General features: G+C 35.1%; 18 protein-coding genes, 1 tRNA gene and 2 pseudogenes. 11 read left to right on the top strand and 10 right to left on the bottom strand.

Features of this window, described 5'->3' with window-relative positions; translation table 11 throughout:
* Positions 1 to 6: 6 nt before the first annotated feature.
* Positions 7 to 408, bottom strand: coding sequence for a Co2+/Mg2+ efflux protein ApaG (apaG, locus tag NOX90_RS04540; RefSeq protein ID WP_375603703.1), 402 nt, complete (start codon positions 406 to 408; stop codon positions 7 to 9).
* Positions 409 to 504: 96 nt separating this feature from the next.
* Here apaG and NOX90_RS04535 point away from each other — a divergent pair, with 96 nt between their 5' ends.
* Together NOX90_RS04535 and lepB are read left to right on the top strand one after the other, a co-directional pair.
* The gene (locus NOX90_RS04535; RefSeq protein WP_375603702.1) at positions 505 to 1,569 is read left to right on the top strand and encodes a 5-(carboxyamino)imidazole ribonucleotide synthase; all 1,065 of its coding nucleotides are present in this window, start codon (positions 505 to 507) and stop codon (positions 1,567 to 1,569) included.
* A 452-nt stretch (positions 1,570 to 2,021) separates the two neighbouring features.
* Positions 2,022 to 2,768 (top strand): signal peptidase I, encoded by a 747-nt coding sequence (lepB, locus tag NOX90_RS04530; RefSeq protein WP_375603701.1) that lies wholly within the window; start codon positions 2,022 to 2,024, stop codon positions 2,766 to 2,768.
* Positions 2,769 to 2,771: 3 nt separating this feature from the next.
* Here the strand turns inward: lepB and hscA are convergent.
* The 4 genes and pseudogenes from hscA to iscU form a co-directional block, all read right to left on the bottom strand.
* A pseudogene (gene hscA / locus NOX90_RS04525) lies at positions 2,772 to 4,513 on the bottom strand (Fe-S protein assembly chaperone HscA).
* Positions 4,491 to 4,949 (bottom strand): iron-sulfur cluster co-chaperone HscB C-terminal domain-containing protein, encoded by a 459-nt coding sequence (locus NOX90_RS04520; RefSeq protein ID WP_375603700.1) that lies wholly within the window; start codon positions 4,947 to 4,949, stop codon positions 4,491 to 4,493. Before NOX90_RS04520 ends, hscA begins: the two are co-directional and overlap by 23 nt.
* On the bottom strand, positions 4,942 to 5,355 hold the full coding sequence (locus tag NOX90_RS04515; protein ID WP_375603699.1) for a HesB/IscA family protein: 414 nt from the start codon (positions 5,353 to 5,355) through the stop codon (positions 4,942 to 4,944). The genes NOX90_RS04520 and NOX90_RS04515 overlap by 8 nt, the downstream gene beginning before the upstream one ends.
* A gap of 12 nt (positions 5,356 to 5,367) precedes the next feature.
* Positions 5,368 to 5,751, bottom strand: coding sequence for a Fe-S cluster assembly scaffold IscU (iscU, locus tag NOX90_RS04510; RefSeq protein ID WP_375603698.1), 384 nt, complete (start codon positions 5,749 to 5,751; stop codon positions 5,368 to 5,370).
* Positions 5,752 to 5,956: 205 nt separating this feature from the next.
* Between iscU and ftsY the strand changes: the two genes are divergently transcribed.
* Positions 5,957 to 6,868: a signal recognition particle-docking protein FtsY gene (gene ftsY / locus NOX90_RS04505; protein ID WP_375603697.1), complete on the top strand. Its 912-nt coding sequence runs from the start codon at positions 5,957 to 5,959 to the stop codon at positions 6,866 to 6,868.
* Here the strand turns inward: ftsY and radA are convergent.
* The 3 genes from radA to NOX90_RS04490 all read right to left on the bottom strand — a co-directional run bounded on the left by radA (position 6,855) and on the right by NOX90_RS04490 (position 9,737).
* A complete protein-coding gene (gene radA, locus NOX90_RS04500; protein WP_375603696.1) occupies positions 6,855 to 8,198 on the bottom strand; it encodes a DNA repair protein RadA in 1,344 nt (447 codons plus the stop codon). The two genes, ftsY and radA, sit on opposite strands and share 14 nt — an antisense overlap.
* A 909-nt stretch (positions 8,199 to 9,107) precedes the next feature.
* Complete coding sequence (locus NOX90_RS04495; protein ID WP_375603695.1) at positions 9,108 to 9,590, bottom strand: hypothetical protein; 483 nt, start codon at positions 9,588 to 9,590, stop codon at positions 9,108 to 9,110.
* 62 nt (positions 9,591 to 9,652) lie between these two features.
* Positions 9,653 to 9,737: transfer RNA gene (locus NOX90_RS04490), tRNA-Leu, on the bottom strand.
* Between the two features lie 62 nt (positions 9,738 to 9,799).
* Here NOX90_RS04490 and tldD point away from each other — a divergent pair.
* Together tldD and NOX90_RS04480 are read left to right on the top strand one after the other, a co-directional pair.
* Positions 9,800 to 11,218, top strand: a complete 1,419-nt coding sequence (gene tldD, locus NOX90_RS04485; protein WP_375603694.1) for a metalloprotease TldD — start codon at positions 9,800 to 9,802, stop codon at positions 11,216 to 11,218.
* Between the two features lie 73 nt (positions 11,219 to 11,291).
* Positions 11,292 to 12,034: pseudogene (locus NOX90_RS04480) on the top strand (IS5 family transposase).
* 154 nt (positions 12,035 to 12,188) lie between these two features.
* On the opposite strand, the gene dnaA reads toward NOX90_RS04480, so the two are convergent.
* Positions 12,189 to 13,571 (bottom strand): chromosomal replication initiator protein DnaA, encoded by a 1,383-nt coding sequence (gene dnaA, locus NOX90_RS04475; RefSeq protein ID WP_375603693.1) that lies wholly within the window; start codon positions 13,569 to 13,571, stop codon positions 12,189 to 12,191.
* 326 nt (positions 13,572 to 13,897) lie between these two features.
* On the opposite strand from dnaA, the gene NOX90_RS04470 reads away from it, so the two are divergent.
* The gene (locus NOX90_RS04470) at positions 13,898 to 14,635 is read left to right on the top strand and encodes a glutamine synthetase (protein ID WP_375603692.1); all 738 of its coding nucleotides are present in this window, start codon (positions 13,898 to 13,900) and stop codon (positions 14,633 to 14,635) included.
* Between the two features lie 3 nt (positions 14,636 to 14,638).
* On the opposite strand, the gene NOX90_RS04465 is transcribed toward NOX90_RS04470, so the two are convergent.
* Entirely contained in the window at positions 14,639 to 15,400 is a 762-nt protein-coding gene (locus NOX90_RS04465; RefSeq protein ID WP_375603691.1) for a hypothetical protein, read from the bottom strand.
* A gap of 175 nt (positions 15,401 to 15,575) precedes the next feature.
* On the opposite strand from NOX90_RS04465, the gene NOX90_RS04460 reads away from it, so the two are divergent.
* The 5 genes from NOX90_RS04460 to ubiA all read left to right on the top strand — a co-directional run bounded on the left by NOX90_RS04460 (position 15,576) and on the right by ubiA (position 23,895).
* Positions 15,576 to 18,650, top strand: coding sequence for an efflux RND transporter permease subunit (locus NOX90_RS04460; RefSeq protein ID WP_375603690.1), 3,075 nt, complete (start codon positions 15,576 to 15,578; stop codon positions 18,648 to 18,650).
* A gap of 88 nt (positions 18,651 to 18,738) precedes the next feature.
* Positions 18,739 to 20,301 (top strand): transcription termination factor NusA, encoded by a 1,563-nt coding sequence (gene nusA / locus NOX90_RS04455; protein ID WP_375604607.1) that lies wholly within the window; start codon positions 18,739 to 18,741, stop codon positions 20,299 to 20,301.
* Positions 20,302 to 20,310: 9 nt separating this feature from the next.
* Complete coding sequence (gene infB / locus NOX90_RS04450) at positions 20,311 to 22,626, top strand: translation initiation factor IF-2 (RefSeq protein WP_375603689.1); 2,316 nt, start codon at positions 20,311 to 20,313, stop codon at positions 22,624 to 22,626.
* Between the two features lie 9 nt (positions 22,627 to 22,635).
* On the top strand, positions 22,636 to 23,034 hold the full coding sequence (locus NOX90_RS04445) for a ribosome-binding factor A (protein WP_375603688.1): 399 nt from the start codon (positions 22,636 to 22,638) through the stop codon (positions 23,032 to 23,034).
* 3 nt (positions 23,035 to 23,037) lie between these two features.
* Positions 23,038 to 23,895, top strand: coding sequence for a 4-hydroxybenzoate octaprenyltransferase (gene ubiA, locus NOX90_RS04440; RefSeq protein WP_375603687.1), 858 nt, complete (start codon positions 23,038 to 23,040; stop codon positions 23,893 to 23,895).
* The last annotated feature ends 86 nt before the right edge of the window (positions 23,896 to 23,981 follow it).

The raw sequence follows: 23,981 nt of genomic DNA, 5'->3' as shown, positions 1-23,981 counted from the left end.
TGATAGTTAATGGGGTCTAGTTTTGATGTATGGACTATCCAAAGAAAAGGGTGGTATCATAACTTCAAAAACTTTTATGCTTTCTTCATTCAGAAATTCATACTTACCCTGCATTATTCCTGAAGGTGCATTTAAGTATGTTCCACTTGTGTATTTAAATACCTCTCCAGATTTTATCACAGGTTGTTCTCCGATAACACCAACTCCGGCAATTTCATTTACTTTTCCCTTATAATCTATTATTTGCCAATGACGACTTAACAATTGAATAGTTGATTGGCTTTTGTTTTTTATCTTAACGTTATACATCCATACATAGCAATTTTCATAAGGAATGGATTGCTCTTCAATGTAAATTGGTAAAACTGTAACTTCAACAAAGTTGGTAGTTAGTGTGTATTCTATCATTATAGAATATTCATGATAAGAAGATAATATCCTAATTATATACTTTTTTCATAGATTTTTCAAGTATACTTTAATTAGGAAATATCAATTTATAGTATGAATGAACCAGATGTGCTTAGCAAAAAAGTAATAGGAATAATAGGTGGTGGACAATTAGGTAAAATGACTGCTATCGCTGCAACAAAACTTGGACAAAAAACACATGTTTTTGCCAGTGCTAAAGACGATCCGGCTTGCTCTGTTGCTGATGATTTCACAATAGCAGATTTCTCTGATAAGAAAGCGCTTGAATCTTTTGCACAGAGTGTGGATTTGGTCACTATTGAGTCTGAAAATATTCCATGTAGTGCAATTGATATCGATGTAAATTTTTATCCGGGTAAAAAAGCGTTACACATTTCGCAAAACAGATTGAGAGAAAAGGATTTTATTAAAAACTTGGGTGTAAAAACTGCTAACTATAAGAGTATACAAAACTATAATGAGCTACTGAAAAGCAGCAGAGCTTTTGGCTATCCAACAAGGCTGAAAACAACAGAAATGGGTTATGATGGAAAAGGGCAATATGTGCTTAAGAATGATTCTGAAGTGAAGCAATTTGCTTCCTTTGATTGGAATACAGAGTACATTCTTGAAGCAAGTGTTGATTTACTGAAAGAGGTTTCAATAGTTATTGCAAGAGATAAAAACGGTAAAGTAGCTTTTTTTCCTATAGCAGAAAATTACCACATTGACGGAATACTTGATACTTCAACAGTGCCAGCTAAAATAGATAGCAAATTAACTCAAGAGGTACAACGAGCTGCAAAGAAAATAGCAAATGCGCTCGATGTAATAGGAATTCTGGCTATTGAATTTTTTGTTACTAAAGATAACGAGTTGTTAGTTAATGAACTAGCTCCAAGACCTCACAATTCTTGCCACTGGAGCTTGGATGCATGTAACGTTAGTCAATTTGAACAGCTGGTTAGGATAATATGCGGGCTACCTATGCAGGAAGTAGTATTACGCTTTCCTTGTATGACGAAAAATATAATAGGTAATGATATATATGATTCTCATAAGTATTTGAGTAACGAAAAAGCTAGTTTAACCATATATGGGAAAAAAGAGGTTAGAGATAAGCGTAAAATGGGACATGTCAATATAGATTTAAGTTAACAGTTTTTCTACGTTATACCGCCACAACTGTACGAACATTGTGATATGATGAGATGTTACATAGTAAACGATGTCATGAAAGTAGCCTCCTTTCCCTGTCATCCCAGTCTGGGATCCAGGAAAGTTTGCTTGTAAACTAGCATAGAAAGTGATTACAACGTTTTCGATGAGATTATATGGAAAACTGGATTCCAGACTGGAATGACACCATCATAAGGTGAAACTGGATCCAAGTAGTCAGGGCACTGGGATGACAAAAAAGGAGGCTACTCGGATGACAGGAGAAGGTACTGCCGTCATAAAGGAACCAGTGTCAGCTACTTTCATAACACCGTTGAAAGAAATGAACCAAAATCGTTTTGAATAGAGGAATAACATTCACAAGCAAAATTTCATATTACCATTTTTTAATTTATGTATTATAATAAGCTTAATTTATAAGAAAAACAAAGTTGGAAGAACTAAGCAAAAACTGGGTGATAAGAACGGGAAGGTTTTTATCTTCATTCTTTTTTTTACTGTTGATTGCGCTATCAATACGTAGTTTTTTATTCGAGCCATTTCATATACCTTCTGGTTCAATGAAAAGCACCCTACTTGAAGGGGATTACATTTTTGCTAGTAAATATTCATACGGTTACAGTAAACACTCATTTCCATTTTCTCCAAACATTTTTAGCGGCAGGATTTTTTATACCCCTCCAAAGCGTGGCGACATAGTAGTTTTCAAACCCACGAGAAATGACAGCATCAGGTTTGTTAAGCGAGTAATAGGAACACCAGGTGACAAAGTGCAAATGATAGAGGGAGAATTATACCTAAATGATCAGAAAGTAGAGCGAAGGCAAATTGAAAGTTTTTTTGATTATGAGTCAAATCGTAACATACCAAGATATATAGAAACGCTTTTAAGTGGCAAGGAACATGAGATTTTGGTAGATAACATTTCTAATAAGCTATCATATAACACTCCGGTTTATTATGTACCTAACGATCAATTTTTTGTTATGGGAGACAATAGAAATAATTCTTTGGATAGCAGGTTTCCTGAAATTGGGTTCATACCAGCAGAAAATATTGTCGGGCGTGTGGGCATGGTTGGTTTATCATTTAAATTAGGTAAAGTTGATTGGCTACCATTTAATTTCAGGTTACCTATTGCTCTGAGATTTGACAGGATATTGCACAAAGTTGTGTAAACTCTATCTGTCTACTAATTCGCATAATTCTAAAGCAGAACTTTTTAACTCAGCGACAGCATTATTAATGTTGTCTAAGTCGTTTCCCTGTAAAGCGTTTTTTGCGTTCTGTAATAAAATTTTCAACTTTTGATCAGTGGAAACGTTTTCAACTAAATGTATGAATTTATTGCCATTAATTTTCGCCTCTGCAAGGGAACGAGCCTTCATATCTTCATCAAAGCTGTTTATTGACTGGTTAACCATATTTTGAATATCGGCTTCACTTAAGCCAGAGCTTGGCTTTATTTCAACTGTTTGCTCAATTTGGGTAGTTTTTTCTCTCGCAGTAACAGTCAATATACCGTCAATGTTGACTGTAAATTCTATTTCAACTCTTGCAGAACCTGCAGGCAGTGGCGGTATACCTTTTAGTTCAAACTGCACTAGAGATTTGTTATCCTCTATCATTTCACGTTCTCCCTGACAAACGTGAATTTTCATTGCTGTTTGTCCGTCAGCGTAAGTTGTAAATTCCCTTTTTTCTGAAATTGGTAGTGGCGTATTTCTTAATATGATTTTTTCAACTATGCCTCCTATAGTTTCTATACCAAGTGATAAGGGTAGAACATCAAGGAGAATATTCCTATCTTTTGAATTTGAAGTTAAATAATGAGCCTGCAGAGCTGCCCCAATGGCAACTGCTTTATCCGGATCCACGTCATTCAGTACTTTATTTCCAAAGAGTTTGACTAGTGAATTTTGAACCAATGGTGTTCTAGTTGCACCACCAACTAAAATTACTCCTTTTATATCATCAATTTTAAGATCTATATCGCTTATAGTACGAGTGACTATATTGATAGTCTTATTGACCAAAGAACTGATTGCCTGCTCGAATTCTTCTCTAGTAATTTCGCATTTAAATGGCTTGCCGTTAACATTAAATTCGAAGATATCTATAGTGTGATTGCTTAGGTGCTCTTTCACAGAGCGTGATTCGATAAGTAAGGAATTTAGTTGCTTAGCCGTCTTTTCTCTATACTTACTGAGCACGATTGAACTCAGCAAATGATCAAAATCATCACCGCCGAGGTTGGTGTCACCACCAACCGCAAGAACTTGAAACACTCCTTGATGCAATTTTAATATTGAAATATCAAATGTTCCGCCACCGAGGTCATAAACTGCATATATGCCGCTATTATTGTTCTTTTCAATGGAGTAAGAAAGCGCTGCAGCGGTTGGCTCATTAACAAGGCGCAAAACCTCTATACCAGCTAATTTCGCTGCATATTTAGTTGCATTACGTGCTGAATCATCAAAATAAGCTGGCACAGTGATCACTGCTTTTTTCACTTTTAGCCCTGTGGATTTTTTTACCCTCTCACATAGAGCTTTTAATATCTCAGCAGAGATTTCAATAGGAGTAAGATACTTTTCTTCTGAGCATTTTACCCTAATAACTTTTTCACTTTCGTTATCTATTTCACAATTGATACCTTCTTTATGCAAGTCTTTAACACTTTTACCCATTAAGCGTTTTATAGAGCAGATAGCGTTTTCGCCAACATCGCAGCCTACTTTTAGTACATCCTTTTCATATGAAATGACAGAAGGTAATAGTTCACGACCTTGCTCATCTTTAAATATTTCTACATTGCCAGCTTTATTTACCATGGCAATTAAAGAGTTAGTAGTTCCAAGATCTATACCAAAAACTACCTCATTTNNGAACTTGGTTCAGAAATTTGAACTGGCCGCATTTTCCTTCATCTCCTCAAATGACTTATATAAATATCTCAATCTAAAAACTTGCGTAGCAGCTTCATCAAAATTTTTTGTAGCAAAAGCATTAATTAGGTTTTTAGTACAATCTTTTACCTTTTCATCAATCATCCTACTTGCAAATTGTAAATCATCGCAGTCTAGAAAGTATTCTCTTATTTCCATTGATTCATTTAATATTTCAGGATCAAGATGCTCTTTTTTGCTTTGTACGTCAAAAAGATTCAACAAATGCTCAGCACGTTCTAGAGGTGACTTTAGCACTTGATAAGCTTTGTTGATATTTTCCATATTTTTGGACTCTCTTTCATTTATATCAGTTTTGCTTAGCTCAATATATTTTTTCTCCAGCTCATCAAAGCTGATGTTAAAAGCCGGTTCAATTCCAAATAATGTGAAATGGTTGCTAGACATGAAAACTCTCTCCACAACCACATTTTCCTTTCTCATTAGGATTTTTGAAAATAAAACCTGATGAGAATTTTTCCTCTACATAATCCATTTCAGAGCCAAGAATAAACATGACGGATTTTGGATCGATTAACACTTTAACTTTTTGGCCATCACTACAATTTTCCTCAATTATCGACTCTAAAGGACGAGTATCATATGCATATTCAATATCATATTTTAAACCAGAACATCCTTTTTGCTTAATTAGCACTCTTATTCCTATTGCTTCTTCCGGTTTTTCAAGGTTAGTATGCTTCTTTTGGTCCAATAAATACCTTATCCTTTCTACTGCTTCCGCAGTTATAGTGATAAGTTTTTTATTCTTTTTTACAGTTTCACCTCCGCCTACTTCTTGATATTCACCCATGTTCGTAGCTTCTTAATTCTTTTGTTTACTTTGATAATCATGAATAGCAGCCTTTATAGCATCTTCAGCAAGCACCGAACAGTGTATCTTCACTGGAGGTAAAGACAACTCTTCCACTATTTGAGTATTCTTTATCTGTGTAACGTCACTGGTGGTTCTTCCCTTTATCATCTCTGTTAACAAGGAACTTGAAGCAATGGCAGAACCACAACCAAAAGTTTTAAATTTTGCATCTTCAATAACACCTTTGTCATTGACCTTTATCTGCAATTTCATTACATCACCGCACGATGGTGCACCAACTAAACCAGTACCAACATTTGGATCATTTTTATCCAGAGAGCCAACATTCCTTGGATTTTCGTAATGATCTAAAATTTTCTCATTATAACTCATAAAATTACCTGTGAACCGCTATTCTACATTATAACATATTTAGGTTAAAAACTAAAGTAAAATACACTAGTATCACGGGAATTTTACTTTCAAAATTCCCGTAAAACGACTGTTTAACTTTACAAATACACATAATACGTGTATTTCTTTACAACCAGCGTATCTATGTTGTCATTAAGTTTATAATTTAAAAAGGAGTATTCCCTTGAGTTTATTTGGTAATCTTTATAAAGGCCTGTTAAAAACTTCTTCTCGCTTTAGCGACGGGGTGAAAAGTATTTTTTCTGGCAAANAAAAATTAGATCAGTCGCTTTTAGACGAGCTAGAAGAATTGCTAATTAGCATGGACATTGGTCATAAAACTTCTAGACTGCTTATTGATAAGCTCGCAAGTATCAAATTCGAATCAGAAGTTGAGCACAACGTTATCACACAGCAGTTAATGAGCGAAATAGAAGCGATATTAAACCCTGTTGTGCAGCCGCTCATTTTGGATAAAAAACCACACATAATAATGGTATGCGGAGTAAACGGTAATGGTAAAACCACAACTATAGGTAAGCTTGCATATAAATACAAGGAAATGGGAAAATCCGTTATGCTTGTTGCATGCGATACATTTAGAGCTGCTGCTAGTGAGCAGTTAAATATTTGGGCAGAACGTTCTGATTGTTCCATTGTTACTGGAGAGTACGGTAGCGACTCTGCAAGTGTGGCATATAGAGCTGTAAGCCAAGCTATAAAAGATAACGTTGATGTTGTTTTAATTGACACAGCAGGAAGGCTGCAAAATAATGTGAACCTTATGGAGGAGTTATCAAAAATATATAGAACGATAAAGAAATTGGATGACACTGCCCCTCATGACGTTATTTTAGTTCTTGATGCAACTACCGGCCAAAATGCTTATAGCCAATTAGAGGCATTTAGTAAGATGGTCAATGTTACCGGGCTAATCGTAACAAAGCTAGATGGCACCGCTAAAGGCGGAGTAGTAATTGGACTTGCAGAAGTTTATAAGATAAAGTTACATGCTATAGGAATTGGCGAAAGTATAGAGGACTTAAGGGAGTTTACTAGCAAAGAATTTGCTGAAGCATTATTTAATCGTAATTAAAAATTTCTCTTAATTCCCTTACGTGACTAAGCTTGATTATCTCAATATCATGAGAAGAGTAATTACCATTTTTAGGCATAATTGCTTTTTTGAATCCTAATTTTTGTGCTTCTTTTAGTCTGAGATCAGCATGCGAGACATTCCTAATTTCTCCTGAAAGTGCAACTTCACCGCAGATTATTGAAGAAGTTGGCAGCGGTAAATTTACTACACTTGAAATAAGAGAAGCAGCAACAGCAAGATCAGCCGATGGTTCCTGTATTTTGAGTCCCCCTGCAATGTTTAGGTATACCTCTTTATCATGCAAAAACATTTTGCAACGAGCATTCAGCACCGCGATGATCATAGCCAATCGATTAATATCCCACCCAACTACTGCCCTTCTTGGGGTTGCCATATTAGTCCCTGCTATTAATGCTTGCACTTCCATTAAAATTGGTCTTGAACCTTCAATTCCTGCAAATACGGCGCTGCCAACTACTTCTCTGTCATGAGCCATCAGAAACAATGATGATGGGTTATCAACAGGCACAAGTCCTGCTTCAGACATCTCAAAAACACCAATTTCATTTGCAGGGCCAAATCTATTTTTAATAGTACGCAAAATGCGATATTGATTACTGTTTTCACCTTCAAAATATAATACCGTATCCACCATATGCTCCAAAGTTTTAGGTCCAGCTATTTGTCCATCCTTAGTTATATGACCAACTATTAAAAGAGAAATACCATATTGTTTCGCAAGAATGGTTAATTCATGAGCACAAGTACGAACCTGAGTTACAGTGCCTGGTGCTGATGTAATTCTGCTATCATACATTGTTTGTATAGAGTCAATTACTAAGAATTTAATACTTTTGTTTTCCTTTATTGTTGCTACTACATCAGTTAAAGACACTGTAGATAAAAGCTTAATTTTAGGTTCATTTATCTTAAGACGCTTTGCTCTGAGGCTCACTTGCTCTAAAGATTCCTCGCCAGATACATAAAGACATTCAAAAGAGGAAAGTTGCACAACATTAGCTGCAATTCTAAGCAAAAGGGTGGATTTCCCAATTCCAGGTTCGCCACCAATTAAAATGCTAGCACCTTGAACGATACCCCCACCAAAAACTCTATCTAATTCTTCTATTCCTGTTAGAAAACGATTTGGAATGATAATTTCGCTATCCGATAACGTCTTTATTAAAATTGGCGCAGATATACTTCTTTTGCCCGTTTTTACTGCTATTTCCTCAACAATTGTATCCCAATTGTCACATGCGATGCACTTTCCTACCCACCTACCAGTGCTATGACCACAGGATTGACATACATATACAGTTTTCATCAAAGCCAAAATTATTTTGTTGTAATTGTAACAAAAATTAGCCAAATAGGCGAAGTAAATGTACACTGAGTCTCACAAGCGTTGTGGTGCGAAGATAATTGTCATAAGTTGTGCCATTTAAATTCATGCACAATAATTGCACCCTCCAGGATCCAAGTAGCTCCTTCTCCCGTCATCCAAGTGCCCAGACACTGGAATTCAGGAAAAAGAATGGTGTCATGCAAGTAGCCTCCTTCTCCTGTCATCCCAGTGCTCCTATAATGTCATCCCAGCACCTTCTTCTGTCATCCCAGTGCGTGACACTGGGATCTAATTTTTATGCAAAATTATTATATTTATATACTTGCAAATAGATACAATTTGCAATAATTTATACTATGAAGTTACGAAATGAGATCCCAGTGTCACGCACTGGGATGACACCTTCCGTATAAATATTAAAAAATTTACCAAATGAAAAAAAAGGCAAAAGAAGCCCCGTGGTTGGCTAATTACTTACATTATACTTTCAAGTATGGCGTTTTTTTATTCTAAACGCTTAATAACCGCGATTCAGCTGCTTTTAAACCGCAACTAATCTAAATTATAAACATTAAGAAATTTACTAAACAGAAAAAAAGGCAAAAGAAACCCTAGGGTAGCTAATTATTCACTATCCATTTTTTAAGTTGGCGTTTTTTAATGTTTTAAATGCTTTATAAGCGCATTTCAGCTTATATTAGGTAAAAACCTAGAAGTTTTATAAAGACATAAGGTGCACATAGTGCAAAAAATTAAACATGAGACGCCAGATACGTGAGTTTTTTTGTCATTTAATCTGTACAGAGAAGATAAATAAATAGCTTCAGTTTCATGATAAGGGAGCTGGCGAAGCTTGTCAAGTAAGTTTTTTTGTTCCTATTCCCAATGTTATATGGTTACGCAAAGTCTATTATTATTTTGGTCTATTTGTGGCTCACTAATCATAGTTCGAACGAGATTAGTTGCCATAAAAGCACAGCCTAGAATGAAAAAGGTAGTAGAAATCCAGGGGATGATAGGAGATTCAAAGGGCAATATAGATGTAATTCCTCCTATTAAAAATAAAGTGCCAGATGTGATATCAAGACAGATCTTTGTTAGTTTTTCTTGTCCAGGAGTGTTTTTTACACCGAGTTGCTTGTTAAGACTACGCTGCCTAAAATGATCAGTTAGTGACCATATGTTTAAGGTAGATGAAAGTGCACTTAATATAGTGCCAGCAATACTAAAATACAGACCTAAAACAGGAATACTAAAGACTGATGCTGCTATATATCCAATAAAAAAGGTGGTAGATAGTGTAGTAACTAAGCGTTTCGAGTAAGTTCGTACCTTCTTTCTGTAGGCTAACTTATCTTTTTCATAACACATAGCATAAATATTACCTAATACGTCATATTATAGCATTAATTAATTCAACAAGCAATATAGAGTGCCCGAGAGAAGACTTGAACTTCCACAACTTGAAAAGTTACTAGCACCTGAAGCTAGCGCGTCTACCAATTCCGCCACCCGGGCTTTTTATAGTTTACTGTGTTTAAATTAAATAATATACTTAAACAATTTTTAGTTCAAAGGTAATGTCAAATCTAGACCAAATATTTTTCGCTCAAAACAATGTTAATATTAATAACGTATATAAAATAGTCAATAACGCTTTGAGCAATAGCGATGGTGGTGAGCTGTTTCTAGAATTTTATCAGTCAGAGTCTCTGCTTTTTGATGATAACATATTAAAACACGTGGATTTGAATACCAGAAGGGGGTTTGGTTTAAGGTCTTTTTGTGAAGATAGTACGTCTTTTGTTTGCTCTTCTGAAATTAGCGAAAAGGAAATTAGTAATGCTGCTTCTATAGTAAAAAGTTCAGTGTCTTTAAATAAAAAAAATTCAATAAACTTGAATGAAGAGACAACAAGCCTATATTCGAGGATTAACCCCATAAATGAAATGGATCTGAATTCAAAGATTAAACTACTCAATGAGGTTAACGAATATATAAGATCTAAAAATAACTGCGTGAAGCAAGTAAAAATAACTTTAAGTGGAGAATGGCAAGTTGTACAAATAATAAAGGGTGATCACAGATTAAGTGACATTAGGCCTCTAGTACGTTTTAATGTACTAGTTATTGCAGAAAAAAATGGTCAAATCGAAAGAGGTTCTGCAGGGCATGGTGGAAGGGACTCTTATAGTAAGTTTGTTTCTGAGAAAAAGTGGAAAGAAGTTGCAAACCAAGCATTAAAACAAGCACTGGTAAATCTTGAAGCAATTCCAACTCCAGCTGGAGAAATGACAGTCGTTTTAGGTCCAGGCTGGCCAGGAATATTGTTACACGAAGCCGTGGGTCATGGACTTGAGGGCGACTTCAATCGCAAAAAAGTCTCAGCATTTTCAAATTCTGTGGGTAAACAAGTAGCAGCTAGTGACATCACAGTAGTTGATGACGGAACTCTGCCTAATTTGCGTGGCTCTATCAGCGTAGACGATGAAGGCACTCCACCCAGTTATAATATATTGATAGAGGATGGGATCCTCAAAGGATACATGCAGGATCATATGAACGCTAAACTCATGGGTGTAAATCCAACTGGTAATGGTAGAAGGGAAAGTTATAAAGAAGTTACTATGCCGCGCATGACAAACACCTATATGTTGCCTGGAAAACATGCACCGGAGGAAATAATATCTAGCGTAAAGAAAGGTCTGTATGCAGTAAATTTCGGTGGTGGACAAGTTGATATAACGTCAGGAAAATTTGTTTTTTCATCTTCGGAAGCTTACCTAATAGAAAATGGCAAAATTACACAGCCAGTCAAAGGGGCAACACTAATTGGTGATGGTCCAACAGTGTTGAAAAAAGTATCTATGGTTGGTAATGATCTAAAGTTAGATCCTGGTGTTGGCACATGCTCAAAAGATGGACAAAATGTGCCCGTTGGAGTTGGTCAGCCGACACTCAAAGTCGACGCAATAACTGTTGGTGGGACTGAGATATAGATAAGAGCTAAGAGCCTGTACGTGATCTCAAGAAAGGAATAAACTAGGAGATGATATAAATGAATTAGGATATATGAGAAGTTTATACCCAAGTGACATAAGTCGAGAGAAGTTTGAGATTATTGTAGAAGATCTCGAATCTTGCAGGAAGAAGACAAAACCAAGAACACTTGATTTATATGATGTATTTTGTGGAGTGTTATACGTCTTAAAAAGTGGCTGCCAGTGGAGCAAAAGAGTTTCCAAAATGGCGCAATTGTTACGACTACTTTAAGAAGTGGAGTGAAAAACCAGATGCAAATAAAGAAAGTGTTCTGGAGCTGGTATTAAAAAAAATAGTTGCGACAAAACAATGGTCGGAAACAGCTTCTGCATAATTGATGCACAGAGTGTAAAAAATGCAGATACTGATGAAGAAAAAGGCTATGATGCAGACAAAAAGATTTCAGGGTCATATTGCAGTTGATACGCAAGCATGCAATTCATATAACAACGGCAGAAGCAACTAGTGCTGTGGAAATGGTGGAAAATGCTAAAGAAAACCTCTCTGAAGTTAAAAATATACTGGTTGATGCTGGCTACACAGGAGAAAATTTTGCAACTCAAATAAAAACGACTATCGGTGCAACCGTTGAAGTAATAAAACGAAGTGAATTACATACCTTTGTTGTATTGCCAAAGAGATGGGTCGTTGAGCGCTCTTTTGCTTGGTTGGAAAAGTGTAGGCGGTTGTGGAAAAATTGCGAGCGTAAACTCAATACTAGCCTACAAATTGTCGTTCTGGCTTTCATTGCCTTACTTCTGAAAAGATTATGAACAGGCTCTTAGCTACTTTCATGACATCATCGTAAAGTAAACCAGTGTCACGCACTGGGATGACACCTTGAAGATTTGAAGAACCGTCATCCCGCTACGTGTTAGCGGCCAAGAGATACCATTTTAGGATTTGTTATTAGCTATTTTAAAAACGCTACTTAAACATTTTTTTTAATCGATTGATTTCATCAGCAAATTTTGAGTCGGTTCTTATAAAATTTTCTACTTGCTTTACTGCATGTATAACAGTAGCATGGTCTCTGCCACCAAAACTTCTTCCAATATCTGGTAGGCTTTTTTGCGTAAATTTTTTGGCAAAATACATAGCTATTTGTCTTGGCCTTGCAAGACTGCGAAGCCTTCTATTGGATTGCATATCTGCAACCTTTATATTGAAAAATTCAGCTACTTTCTTTTGTATTTCTTCTATTGTGATTGACCTATGATTTGACCTAAGAAGATCGATTAGGGTTTCACTAGCTGATTCTACCGTCATACTTCTTCCGATTAACGAGGTATGGGCAACCTTATTTAATGCTCCTTCTAATTCTCTTATATTAGATTTTATGTTCCTTGCTAAAAACTCTAGGACATCTTTCGGAACATACATATTCATCCGTTCCACTTTTGCCTGCAATATACCAAGTCTTAATTCAAAAGTTGTTTCATTAATATCTGCCACCAACCCCCAACCGAGTCGTGATTTTATTCTTTCTTCCACTCCATCAAGATCACTAGGAGACCTATCAGCTGATATGACCAATTGTTTATTTTGGTCTATCAATGCATTGAAAGTGTGAAAAAATTCTTCTTGTGTGCTATCTTTACCACTGATAAATTGCACATCATCTACCATCAATACATCTACTGATCTAAATTGCTCTTTAAATAACATAATATCTTTGCTTCGCAGCGCTGTAATATATTGGTACATGAATTTCTCTGCTGATAGATATACCACTTTTCTTTTTGCTGATGGGGAATTGACTATGTGCCAAGCTATAGCATGCATTAAATGTGTTTTACCAAGTCCCACTCCACCATATAGAAACAAAGGATTGCTGCCTGATATTGGATCTATAGATTCCGCTACACGCTTTGCCGCTGTAAATGCTAATTCATTTGACTTTCCTACCACAAAATTATCAAAAGTGAATCTGGGATCCAGTGGTGAACCAAGATTATGATTACTTTCCTCTCTGTTTTTTAGTATAACATTAGAATTTGAATTCCTTTCTTCAATTACTTGAATATCAATAGAACATATACTTTGATCCTCGCTTTGCCATAATGATAATATTTTTTTTATGTAATGAACTGTAATCCACTCTTTTATAAACCTTGTTGACACGGATAAAAGAACTTCCCCACTTCTGCTACTGACAAATTTTAGTGAACTCAGCCAGCTGTTATATGTTGCTTCTCCATAGAGATTATAAAGACAACTTTGAATTTTTTCCCAAGTAACATTGTGATCCGTTACTGTAATAACCTGATCAAAAAACATAGTAGAAACCTTAGGGCTAGTTAAGTTCATATACCACACCAAGAAAAAAGCAATAATCAGAAAGATGCAAGATAATCAACAGCTTACTGCAAAATGAAAAGCTAATATTACTTAATACATACTAAAAATTATGGTGATTTTTTGATGAGTTGTAAAGGGTATAAAAACACTAAAATTGATCATTTTTATTTCAAAAAGATAAAAAATTTGTAAATGTCGCTTGTATCGAGGATTAGAAGCATGCTATTAAAAACAGTAATACATTATGTATAAATAAGATGTTAAATTTACTGGCAAATAAGTAAAGTATTCATATAAATATAGCTAACCTAATATAGATTTACTGAAGCAAATTTATGATTATATTAAATAATTTGAGTTGTTATGCTGTATTCGGTATTGAACTAGAGTTTTACATTGAAGGAATAGAAAAAGAATATTTGTTTCTGAGTAGCATCAAAAATAAAATAGCATCTCTTGAATTTTCTTGCGAGAAAGAGAATTCTACACATCAATATGAGATAAAAAGTGGTTGTTATACGAACTCCGACAATTTAATTAAGCATTTTGAGTTAGCAAAACAATTACTTACTGAAGTAGCACAAAAACTTGGTGGGAACGTTTCTTTTAAAGCAAAGCCTTATTTGGATAGAGCAGGCAGTGCATTAAATGTGCATGTTAATCTCGTGAATTCAAATAACGATAACTTATTTTATATCAATGAGCAAAAGTATAGTGATTATTTGATTCATAGTATTGGCGGATTATGTGCAATGATGAAAAAACATATGTTGTTTTTTGCTCCAAATGATGATTCATATTTAAGATTTCAGTATCCGGATATTCATACTCCAACTACGATTAGTTGGGGAGTAAATAACAGAACTGCTGCGATCAGAATTCCCTATTTTGGCAACGATTTCAAAAGATGCCGCCTGGAGCACCGCGTTCCCGGAGTAGACTGTAACCTTGAAAAAGTACTTACAGCAATAATTGAAGGTATAGTTTTTGGTATAGAGAACAAAATTGCTCCGCCAAATAGGGTCTACGGCATTGCATCTGATCCGCAATATAAGATGAAGAGGTTAATATAACAACTATCTATCAAATCCTAATCCGTTAAACCCCTTTTGGGTAATTGGCTGTTCTAACATTTTTCTTACATCATTATCTACATTTTCGCACTGTAATAGCAAGTCTGCAGCAGATAGTTTCTGCGTGCTTTTAGACTTAAGCCCTACATTGGTAAGGTCACTCGATGGCTGCTTAGGAAGTGGATTATCAGATACATCCATGTTTTTAGGAAGAGATTTTATCTGATTCTTTATAGAGCTAGAGCTATTTTGTGTAAGAGTTTTATCATCTGGCATGCCAAGAATAATTTTCTCAGGCACTACCATAGTTTTTGTATAATCAACAGGATTACTATTTTCAGCATCTATAGTCACATGAATTGGTTCGCCAAACGCATTTATAGGGCCACCAAGTGATCCTTTCTCCATGCGTTCTTGTGCTCTTTTCCTTATTATTTCTTCTTCTAGCTCAGCTTCAGTTCTTTCTGGTTCTTTTGCGGATATTTCTGTATCTTTTTCTTCACCTTCATCAACACTGCTATACCCTTCATCTTCTGAAACTTTATCTCCTGAAACACCAGTAATTTCAGCAGGCTGTTCTTTTTTAGTTCTTATTTTATGAATCAATGAAAGTAATAAGTAAGTAACTGCAGCAGCAGCAACGATAATGGCTATCTTTGCAGCAATGTGAATTGCTGTTAAAAATATTAAAGCTGATAAAGCTCCAGCTAACCCAGATGTAATAACTTTATTCTTGCCTTTTGTTACATTTAAAATTGCCACCATAATAACCTCTCAAATACTGTTCTAGAATTATTATACAGAAATTTTCTTATACTTGCAACTTTGTAAAAATTTTAATTATTTGCGTAAAGTTTTAAAGCTATACAAGAATTAATTAATATGCAATGTATCTCGACTATAATATTGTACAAACGCACATATTCAGTTAACATTCAACATGCAGAGCTTACTCATAGAGCGAAACAGGACGGTGGTATTATTACTTATAGTAATTTTTATCTTCGGTTCATACGCTTATGTAAAAATGCCAAGGGAAAGCAACCCTGATATACAAATTCCTATAATCAGCGTGTTCGTTGGACTTCCTGGAATTTCTGCTCAAGATAGTGAAAAGCTATTAGTGCTTCCTATAGAAAATGAACTCAGATCCATCGAAGGTGTAAGAGAATTGAGAGCTTTTGCAACTAATGACGGTGCTCATATAATACTTAAATTCGGCACAGAATATGATAATAAAGAAGTGCTTGATAACGTCCGCTCAAAGCTTTCAAACATAAAATCAAAGTTACCTGTTGAAGCGGAATCTCCAATAATAAATGAAATAAACTTGAGTCTATTTCCCATATTAAATGTTGGCTTAATTGGTAATCTACCAGAAAGAGCTTTAACTGAAATAGCACGCAAACTAAAGAAAGAAATAGAATCTCTGCCAAATGTTCTCAAAGTTGAAGTGGCGGGTATGCGTAAAGAAACAGTGGAAGTTATAATTGAGCCCACAGTTCTAACAAAATATAACATTCAATCAAACGAAATATTCCAAGCTATATCAAGCAATAATAGACTAGTGGGAGCTGGGTCGCTGGAAAATGATACCGGTAAATATTCGATTAAAATATCAGGGTTATTAAAAGACATAGAAGATATTATGAATATTACTATTAGATCTCAAGGTGATGCAGTTTTAAGAATCAAAGATATAGCAAAAGTGTACCCTAGGTTTGAGGATCACCAAGGGTTTGCTCGCATTAATGGATTACCTAGTGTCGTGCTAGAAATTTCAAAACGTAACGGAAAAAACATAATAGACACAGTAAATCAAGTAAAATACTTAATGGATAAAGCAAAAGATCAATTACCTAAAAATTTAAAAGTGGTGTATTTAAACGACCAGTCAAAAAACGTCCGCGATGTGCTTGATGACTTGGAAAACGGCATAATATTTGCTGTGTTGTTAATATTGATCATAATGATGCTTTCGATGGGAACAAGGATTGCTATTCTTGTGGCACTCTCGATACCCGGTTCCTTTCTCATTGGGATAATAGCTCTTTACTTTATGGGCATCACTTTAAATATCGTTGTGCTCTTCAGTTTAATTATGGCTGTTGGCATGCTGGTTGATGATGCAATTGTGATCAGTGAATATGCCGATAGAAAGATGATCTGCGGAATGGGCAAAGTAGAAGCCTTTCACACTTCAGTTCGTGATATGTTTTATCCGGTCTTATCATCAACGTTAACTAAATTAGCAGTGTTTTTTCCTTTACTACTCTGGCCTGATACTGTGGGAAAATTCATGCAGTATATACCAATTACAATAATTTTAACTTTAACCGGATCGCTTATTATGGCTCTGGTTTTTATACCAACACTTGGTGCAATCTTTGGAAAGCCATCAGTAACTTCAAAGGAAGAAATTGAAAAAATGAATGCTATCGAAAGTTGTGAGATAAAAAGCGCTGGACCTATAATAAGAGCTTATGTACGAATGCTAGAAAAGGTCTTAGATCATCCTAAAAAATTCGTATGTGCTACTGTATTCGTCCTGTTTTCATTTAGTGTGCTGTACTTTACTTTTGGCCCTGGAGTAAAGTTTTTTCCGAAAGTGGATTCAGATAATATTTTAATCAGTGTTCAAGCAAAAGAAAGCTTATCAGCCAAAGCACGAGATTTGATACTAAAAGAAGTAGAAGAGCGCATTTTGAGTGTTGAAAAAGAAATTCATGTTTCTTATGCTAGATCAGGAGCATTTTCAGACAACGTTATCGCCAGAATTCAACTAGAACTTATGGATTGGCGCTTCAGGCGCAAAGCTAAGCATATATTAAGCGATATAAGGAGCAGTGTGCAAGACATGAAAGGAGTAATAATTGATGTTCAAGAGGAAAAGTCAGGACCGTCAGCTGATAAGCCAATACAGATTAACCTCAGTGGAAGTGCATCCAATCTGAATTTAGCAGCAGAGAAAATTCTAAAAATTATGGACCAACCTTCATCCGGGTTTATAAATATTCAAGATAGCAGATCAGCACCTGAAATAGAGTGGAATATGAGTGTTGATAAGAGTAAGGCTACAAGTTCTGGAGTAAGTGTTGCAACCATTGGCGATTTTATAAAGATGGTTACAAATGGAGTGTTGATTGGAAAATATAGACCAAATAACACGGATGAAGAAATCGATATCGTACTTCGTTTCCCTGGAAAGGATCGCAACATGAAGACTATAGATAATCTTTTTATCAATACAGTAAACGGCCCGTATCCTATGAGCAATATAGTAAAATATGCTCCAGAAAAAAAGGTAAACAAACTAAGTAGGATTGATGGATCACGCACAGTGACAATCTCTGCTGACCTGGATATTGGTTATCTTGTTGATGAAAGGGTAAAATTCATTCAGAATTCTATTGCCCAGGATTGGGACAAGGAAGTAGAAATTGATTTTAAAGGTGACAAAGAAGATCAACAAAAATCAGGAGCATTTTTGTTAAAGGCTTTTATATTAGCGATTACATTAATGATATTGGTATTAGTAACACAGTTTAATAATGTATACCATACATTTATCGTAATGACAGCAGTGTTTTTATCCACAACATGTGTGTTTTTTGTTTTCTTTCTTATTCAACAAGTTTTCGTAATCGTTATGTGTGGAGTGGGGATAATTGCTTTGGCAGGAATTATAGTGAATAATAACATACTATTGCTTGATGCCTTTCATCACCAAATTAAGGTACACAAAAATGACATCAAGCGATGTGTAATAAACGCTGCAATTTCTCGCGTTAGGCCAATATTGCTTACTGTTGCAACCACAGTTCTTGGTTTAATACCGATGATTACTAGGTTAAATATCAGTTTTTTTACGCTACAAATCACATATGATGCTCCATCAAGCCAGTGGTGGGTTGATATTTCAACAACTATAGCAAGTGGAATATTGGCTGCAACGGCTTTAACTTTATTCTTTACTCCTGCGTTGCTTGTTATGCAAAGACACGAAAAAACTTGACTTAAATTAGCAATTATTTAACATTTAGGATAGCGTTCTTTGCCCGTTGAAGCTATAATTATAACTAATTACATTGGATTTATTTATTATGATTGCTAATCGTAAAAGCAGTGTTAAGCAGAAAAGTAACAAGAATAACATAGTTGGAAACCTTGATGTGATAAAAACAGCAGGAGAGCTTTCACTTCAAAAAGGTTTAGATTTTGATGTTGTAATAAAGGCACTGGAAAGTGCTATAGAAGCAGTGGCTCATCAAAAATATGGTAGCAAAAGCAAAATTGTAGTTGATATAGATAGAAACACAGGCAAAGTTACTTCATATAGAAAACTAAAAGTTATTGATGATGAATCAAATGAAAAAGAAAATACTGAGTGTGAATCAATTACGCTTACACAAGCTAAATTAATAAAAGGAGATGCAAAAATTGGAGATACTGTTAGTGAATTGCTCTCTCTTAACACTGATCTTGCTTCAGCAAGAATTGCCCAGCAAAAGATTGCTCAAGTAATTAAAGATGAAGAGTCAAAAAAGCAATATGAGGAGTTTAAAGATAAAGTGGGAGAAATAAGGTATGGTATTGTTAAACAAGTAGAATATTCAGATCTTATTATAGACATAAATGGCACTAGGGCATATCTTCCATTGCGAAATTTAACTGGTGGTGAATCATTTCGTGAAGGTGATAAGGTTAAAGCTTACATACAGACTGTTAAGCGCTCTGATGATGGACGTCAAATTATTCTTTCTAGGACTCATGAAGGCTTTTTGGAGGCATTATTAAATCAAGAAATACCAGAAATTGCTGACGGATTAGTGACAATTAAAGGTATAGCTAGAGATGCTGGTTCAAGGTCTAAGGTTGCCGTTTTCTCTCCCGACAAGAACATTGATCCAGTAGGTGCTTGTGTTGGAGTTAAGGGAGATAGAATGAAAACTATTATACACGAATTAAATGGTGAAAAAATTGACGTTATAAATTACTCCTCAGATTTGGGTCAATTTGTTATTAAAGCCATTACTCCTGCAGAAGTATCGAAGGTTATTATTGATGAAAATGAAAATTGCATAGAGTTAATAGTTGCTGAAGATCAATTGAGTTTAGCGATAGGAAAAAAGGGCCAGAATGTAAGATTAGCTTCAGAGCTTGTTGGATGGAAAATTGAGATATTAAGCACTCAGCAAGAATCAGAAAGGCGAAGTAAAGAACTTAGTCAATGTTCAGCTTTATTTGCTGAAGCTTTAAACTTAGAAGAGATTATGGGTCAGCTATTGGTAACAGAAGGTTTTTCAAGTGTAGAAGATATATCTAGCGCTTCAATTAAAGAGCTTGCTTCAATAGAGGGCTTTAATGAAGATATTGCAAACGAACTTCACAATAGAGCAAATAAGTACCTGAAAGCAGAAAATGATAGAAAAATAGAAGAGCTAAAAAGTTTAGGTATGGAGGATGATGTAATCAATTTAACTTTATCAATAGACAATAAAATTGCTCTTAGTAAGCATGATATTAAGACTTTAGAGGACATAGCAGATTTATCAAGTTATGAGTTTTGCAGCATACTCTCTTCCTCATCAGATAGCAAAGAAGATCTAAAAGATACAGTAGATTCAATAATCATAGAAGCACGTAAAAAGCTTGGGTTAATATAATAAAATAATATGAATAATGAAGATATCAGTGATAAGAAATTAACGCTCCAAGGCTTAAGCAAGCTTAAATTAGACCTCAATTTAAACTCTTCAGCTAGCCCAAGTACTGGAGCTACAGTAGTAAAAAAAAGAAGAAAAAAATCTCATGATGCAGAAGAACATAATTTATTTGACGAGAGTAAATTAGGTTCTTTAACAGAGAAAGAACAAATTTTTCGCATTAATGCTGTGCAGAATGCTGCTTTGCTGAAAGAAAGAAATCAGAGAGAAGAAAAAGAGAAAACAGCAAAAGAAGACAGCAATAAAGAGATTGACGAGAAAAATGAAGCGGACGCTTTATCTAAGGAAATAAATAAGCAAGTTTTAAGTAATACCCACTTAGTTGAACCAAAAGAAGATAGTATTGACCATGAGGACAACGATAAAAAGTCTTTTAAAGTCAACAAAGATATATATTCTAAGCATTCTAAACTGGTAATTGCACAGGCAATAGATGAAAAAACTGAACAACCCCCTGTATTTAAGCAAAGGTTTGGTATAAGAGGTAGAAAGTCAAAGTTTACTAAGGGTAAAAATATATCAAGAGAAGTTATTGTACCAGACAAAATCACTATCAGGGAGTTATCTATTCGTATGGCAGAAGATAGCAAGAGTGTGCTAAAAATGTTCAAAGAAGAAGTTGGTGAGAGTTATAGAGTAGATGATCTGGTGGATCCAGATATAGCATGTGAAATAGTGAAAAAATTTAATCATACGGCCAAACGAGTGAGCGATGCCAACAAAGAAAAGGATTTATTTTTTATAGAAGGCAGAGAAAGCCTGCCTAAAAAACCTAAACCACCAATCGTCACTTTTATGGGACACGTTGATCATGGTAAAACCTCATTGCTCGATGCATTTCGTGAATCTAATGTTGCAGAAAGAGAGTCAGGTGGCATAACTCAACACATAGGTGCTTATCAAATAACAACAAAAGATAAGCAAAAAATTACTTTCATTGATACACCAGGACATGAAGCGTTCACTGCGATGCGTGCATGTGGTGCCAATATTACTAATATAGTTGTAATAGTAGTTGCAGCTGACGATGGAATCATGAAACAAACAGTTGAAGCAATAAATCATGCAAAAGCAGCAAATGTTTCTATTATAGTTGCTATTAATAAAATTGATAAATCTGAGCCTGGTGATGTAGAAAAAATAATTAATAGTTTGCCTCAATATGATCTCATCCCTGAAGAGCTTGGTGGTGATGTTATGATTGTGCCAGTATCAGCAAAAAAGAAAACTAATTTAGATAAACTAGAAGAGACGATTTTGTTAATCGCTGAATTAATGAAGCTAGAAGCAATAGAAGATTGTCGAGCACTTGGATGGGTAATAGAATCCAAAATAGATAAAGCGAAAGGAATATCAGCTACATTGATAGTTGAGGAAGGAACGTTAAAGGTTGGTGATATATTGGTAGTTGGTACAACATACAGTAAAGTACGTAGTATGCTTGGTCAAAGAGAAAAAGCAGCATTACCCTCCGCTCCAATTGAAATTACTGGTCTAAATGGTGTGCCAAATGCTGGAGATAAATTTGTTGTTGTAAATTCTGAAAAGCAGGCGCGTGAAATTGTTGAATACAGGCTAGAGTTGATCAAGAAAAAGAAAGAAGATTTGGGCGACAATAATTTAGATATATTCAGTCGTAATGACAGTGAAACAGAAGAACTATCTGTAGTTTTAAAGTGCGATGTAACTGGTTCTATTGAAGCAATATCAAGTTCAATTGATAAACTCGGTAAAGACCAAGTGAAATTAAATATCCTACACAAAGCAGTAGGAGGGATAACAGATTCAGATGTGCTGCTTGCAGAAGCATCAAGTGCAGTAATTTTAGCTTTTAATGTAAAAGTGGACTCAAAAATAAGGGACTTGGCGAAACAAAAAGGTGTAGAAATACATACTTATAACATAATATACGAGCTCATTGACGACATGAGAATGTATTTAACTAAAATGTTAAAGCCTGTTACACGAGAGGTTCGTGTTGGTTCTGCATCTGTAAGGCAAATATTTAATGTATCTAAAGCTGGTAATATCATTGGATGTTATGTAAGTGATGGAGTCATAAAAAAAGATTCTTTAATTAAGGTAGTGCGCAATAGCAAATTGGTGCATGAAGGAAAGTTAAAAGCACTACGTAGATTTAAAGATGATGTTAAAGAAGTAGGTGTAAACTTTGAATGCGGAGTATCACTAGAGGGTAATGTCGATATTAAAGTTGGAGATATTTTGGAAGCTTATCAATTAGTGCAAGAAGAAAGGGTGTTATAGTAGCTGGATATGAAAAAGGAAATTAGAAACCTAAAGGTAGCATCGGTATTGCATAGAGCAATATCAAGAGTCCTAATGGAAGGTAAGGTGTTCAATAAAAATGTAGCGGTATCTGACGTAAAATTAAGTAAAGATTTGAAAAAAGCAGATGTATATATTGTGTTATCTTCATTGAATATTCAAATAGCTGACTACTCAGATTCAGAAAAAAGACGCACTGGAGATCCTTCTGAGAATAATTGTGATATTAATACTGTTGTTAATGAAATGAACCAATCTGCATGGTCAATACGTAAATCTATACTGTGTTATGTTGATTTGCGATTTACACCTGAGTTAGTTTTCAAGCCTGATTTAGCGTTCGATAATTTTGTTAATGTAAGCAAAATATTACATAATCACACTTAATTAATGTATTTCAACCATTACTTTTCATTAATGAGGTTGCACAGTTTAACAGGTTTGTGGCTTGTGCTATTTCCCAGTTTGAGCGGTATTCTTTTGGCCTCAACTTCTCTATCGTATCAGGCTCTTTTTCTCCTTGTTTTGTTTGCTATAGGTGCATTTTTAATGAGACCTGCAGGGTGCATAATCAATGACATTTTCGATAGAGAAATAGATGCGCACGTTGAACGAACAAAATATAGGCCACTTGCAAGTGGTGCATTAAACATAAAGCAGGCTTTAGCTTTACTTTCACTGTTACTGTCTATTGCCCTGGTAATCTTATTATTAACTAACAAAACTACACTCATACTTGGAATAATCTCAATGTGTATGATAGCTACTTACCCTTTATTAAAGCGTTATGTTTGGTGGCCACAATTGTTCTTAGGGTTTACCTTCAATATGGGATCGCTCATGGGCTCAGCAGCAATAACAAACCAGATCAGCATAGAATCCTTGCTGTTTTATATAGGATGCGTCTTTTGGACGCTGAGTTATGATACCATATACGCCCATCAAGATAAAAAAGATGATGAAAAACTCGGAATGAAATCTACCGCATTATATTTTGGTGATACAACAAAATCTTGGTTGAAAAGATTTTATTTAATATCTCTTATGACGTGGCTACATGCTGGTATCTTATCATCATTAAATAACATTTTTTATATTGCTCTACTTGCTGTAGGGTTCATATTTCACCGCCAATACAAAAATTTCAATCCTGACGATCCCAGTCAATGCATGTCCATATTTAAAAATAACTCCTACGTAGGGTTGCTGCTCTTTTTCGGCATTCTTTTAGATAGAATTATCACCTAGGTCTCAAGAGTTTCGGCTCTAATGAAATCAATAGACTTAGGTAGCCCACAGAAACAGAGAAAATTACTTTACAAACTCCGCCAGCG

It is taken from the genome of Wolbachia endosymbiont of Anurida maritima, from assembly GCF_042182995.1.
Classification (GTDB): domain Bacteria; phylum Pseudomonadota; class Alphaproteobacteria; order Rickettsiales; family Anaplasmataceae; genus Wolbachia.
This window is presented reverse-complemented; position numbering and strand designations above follow the sequence as displayed.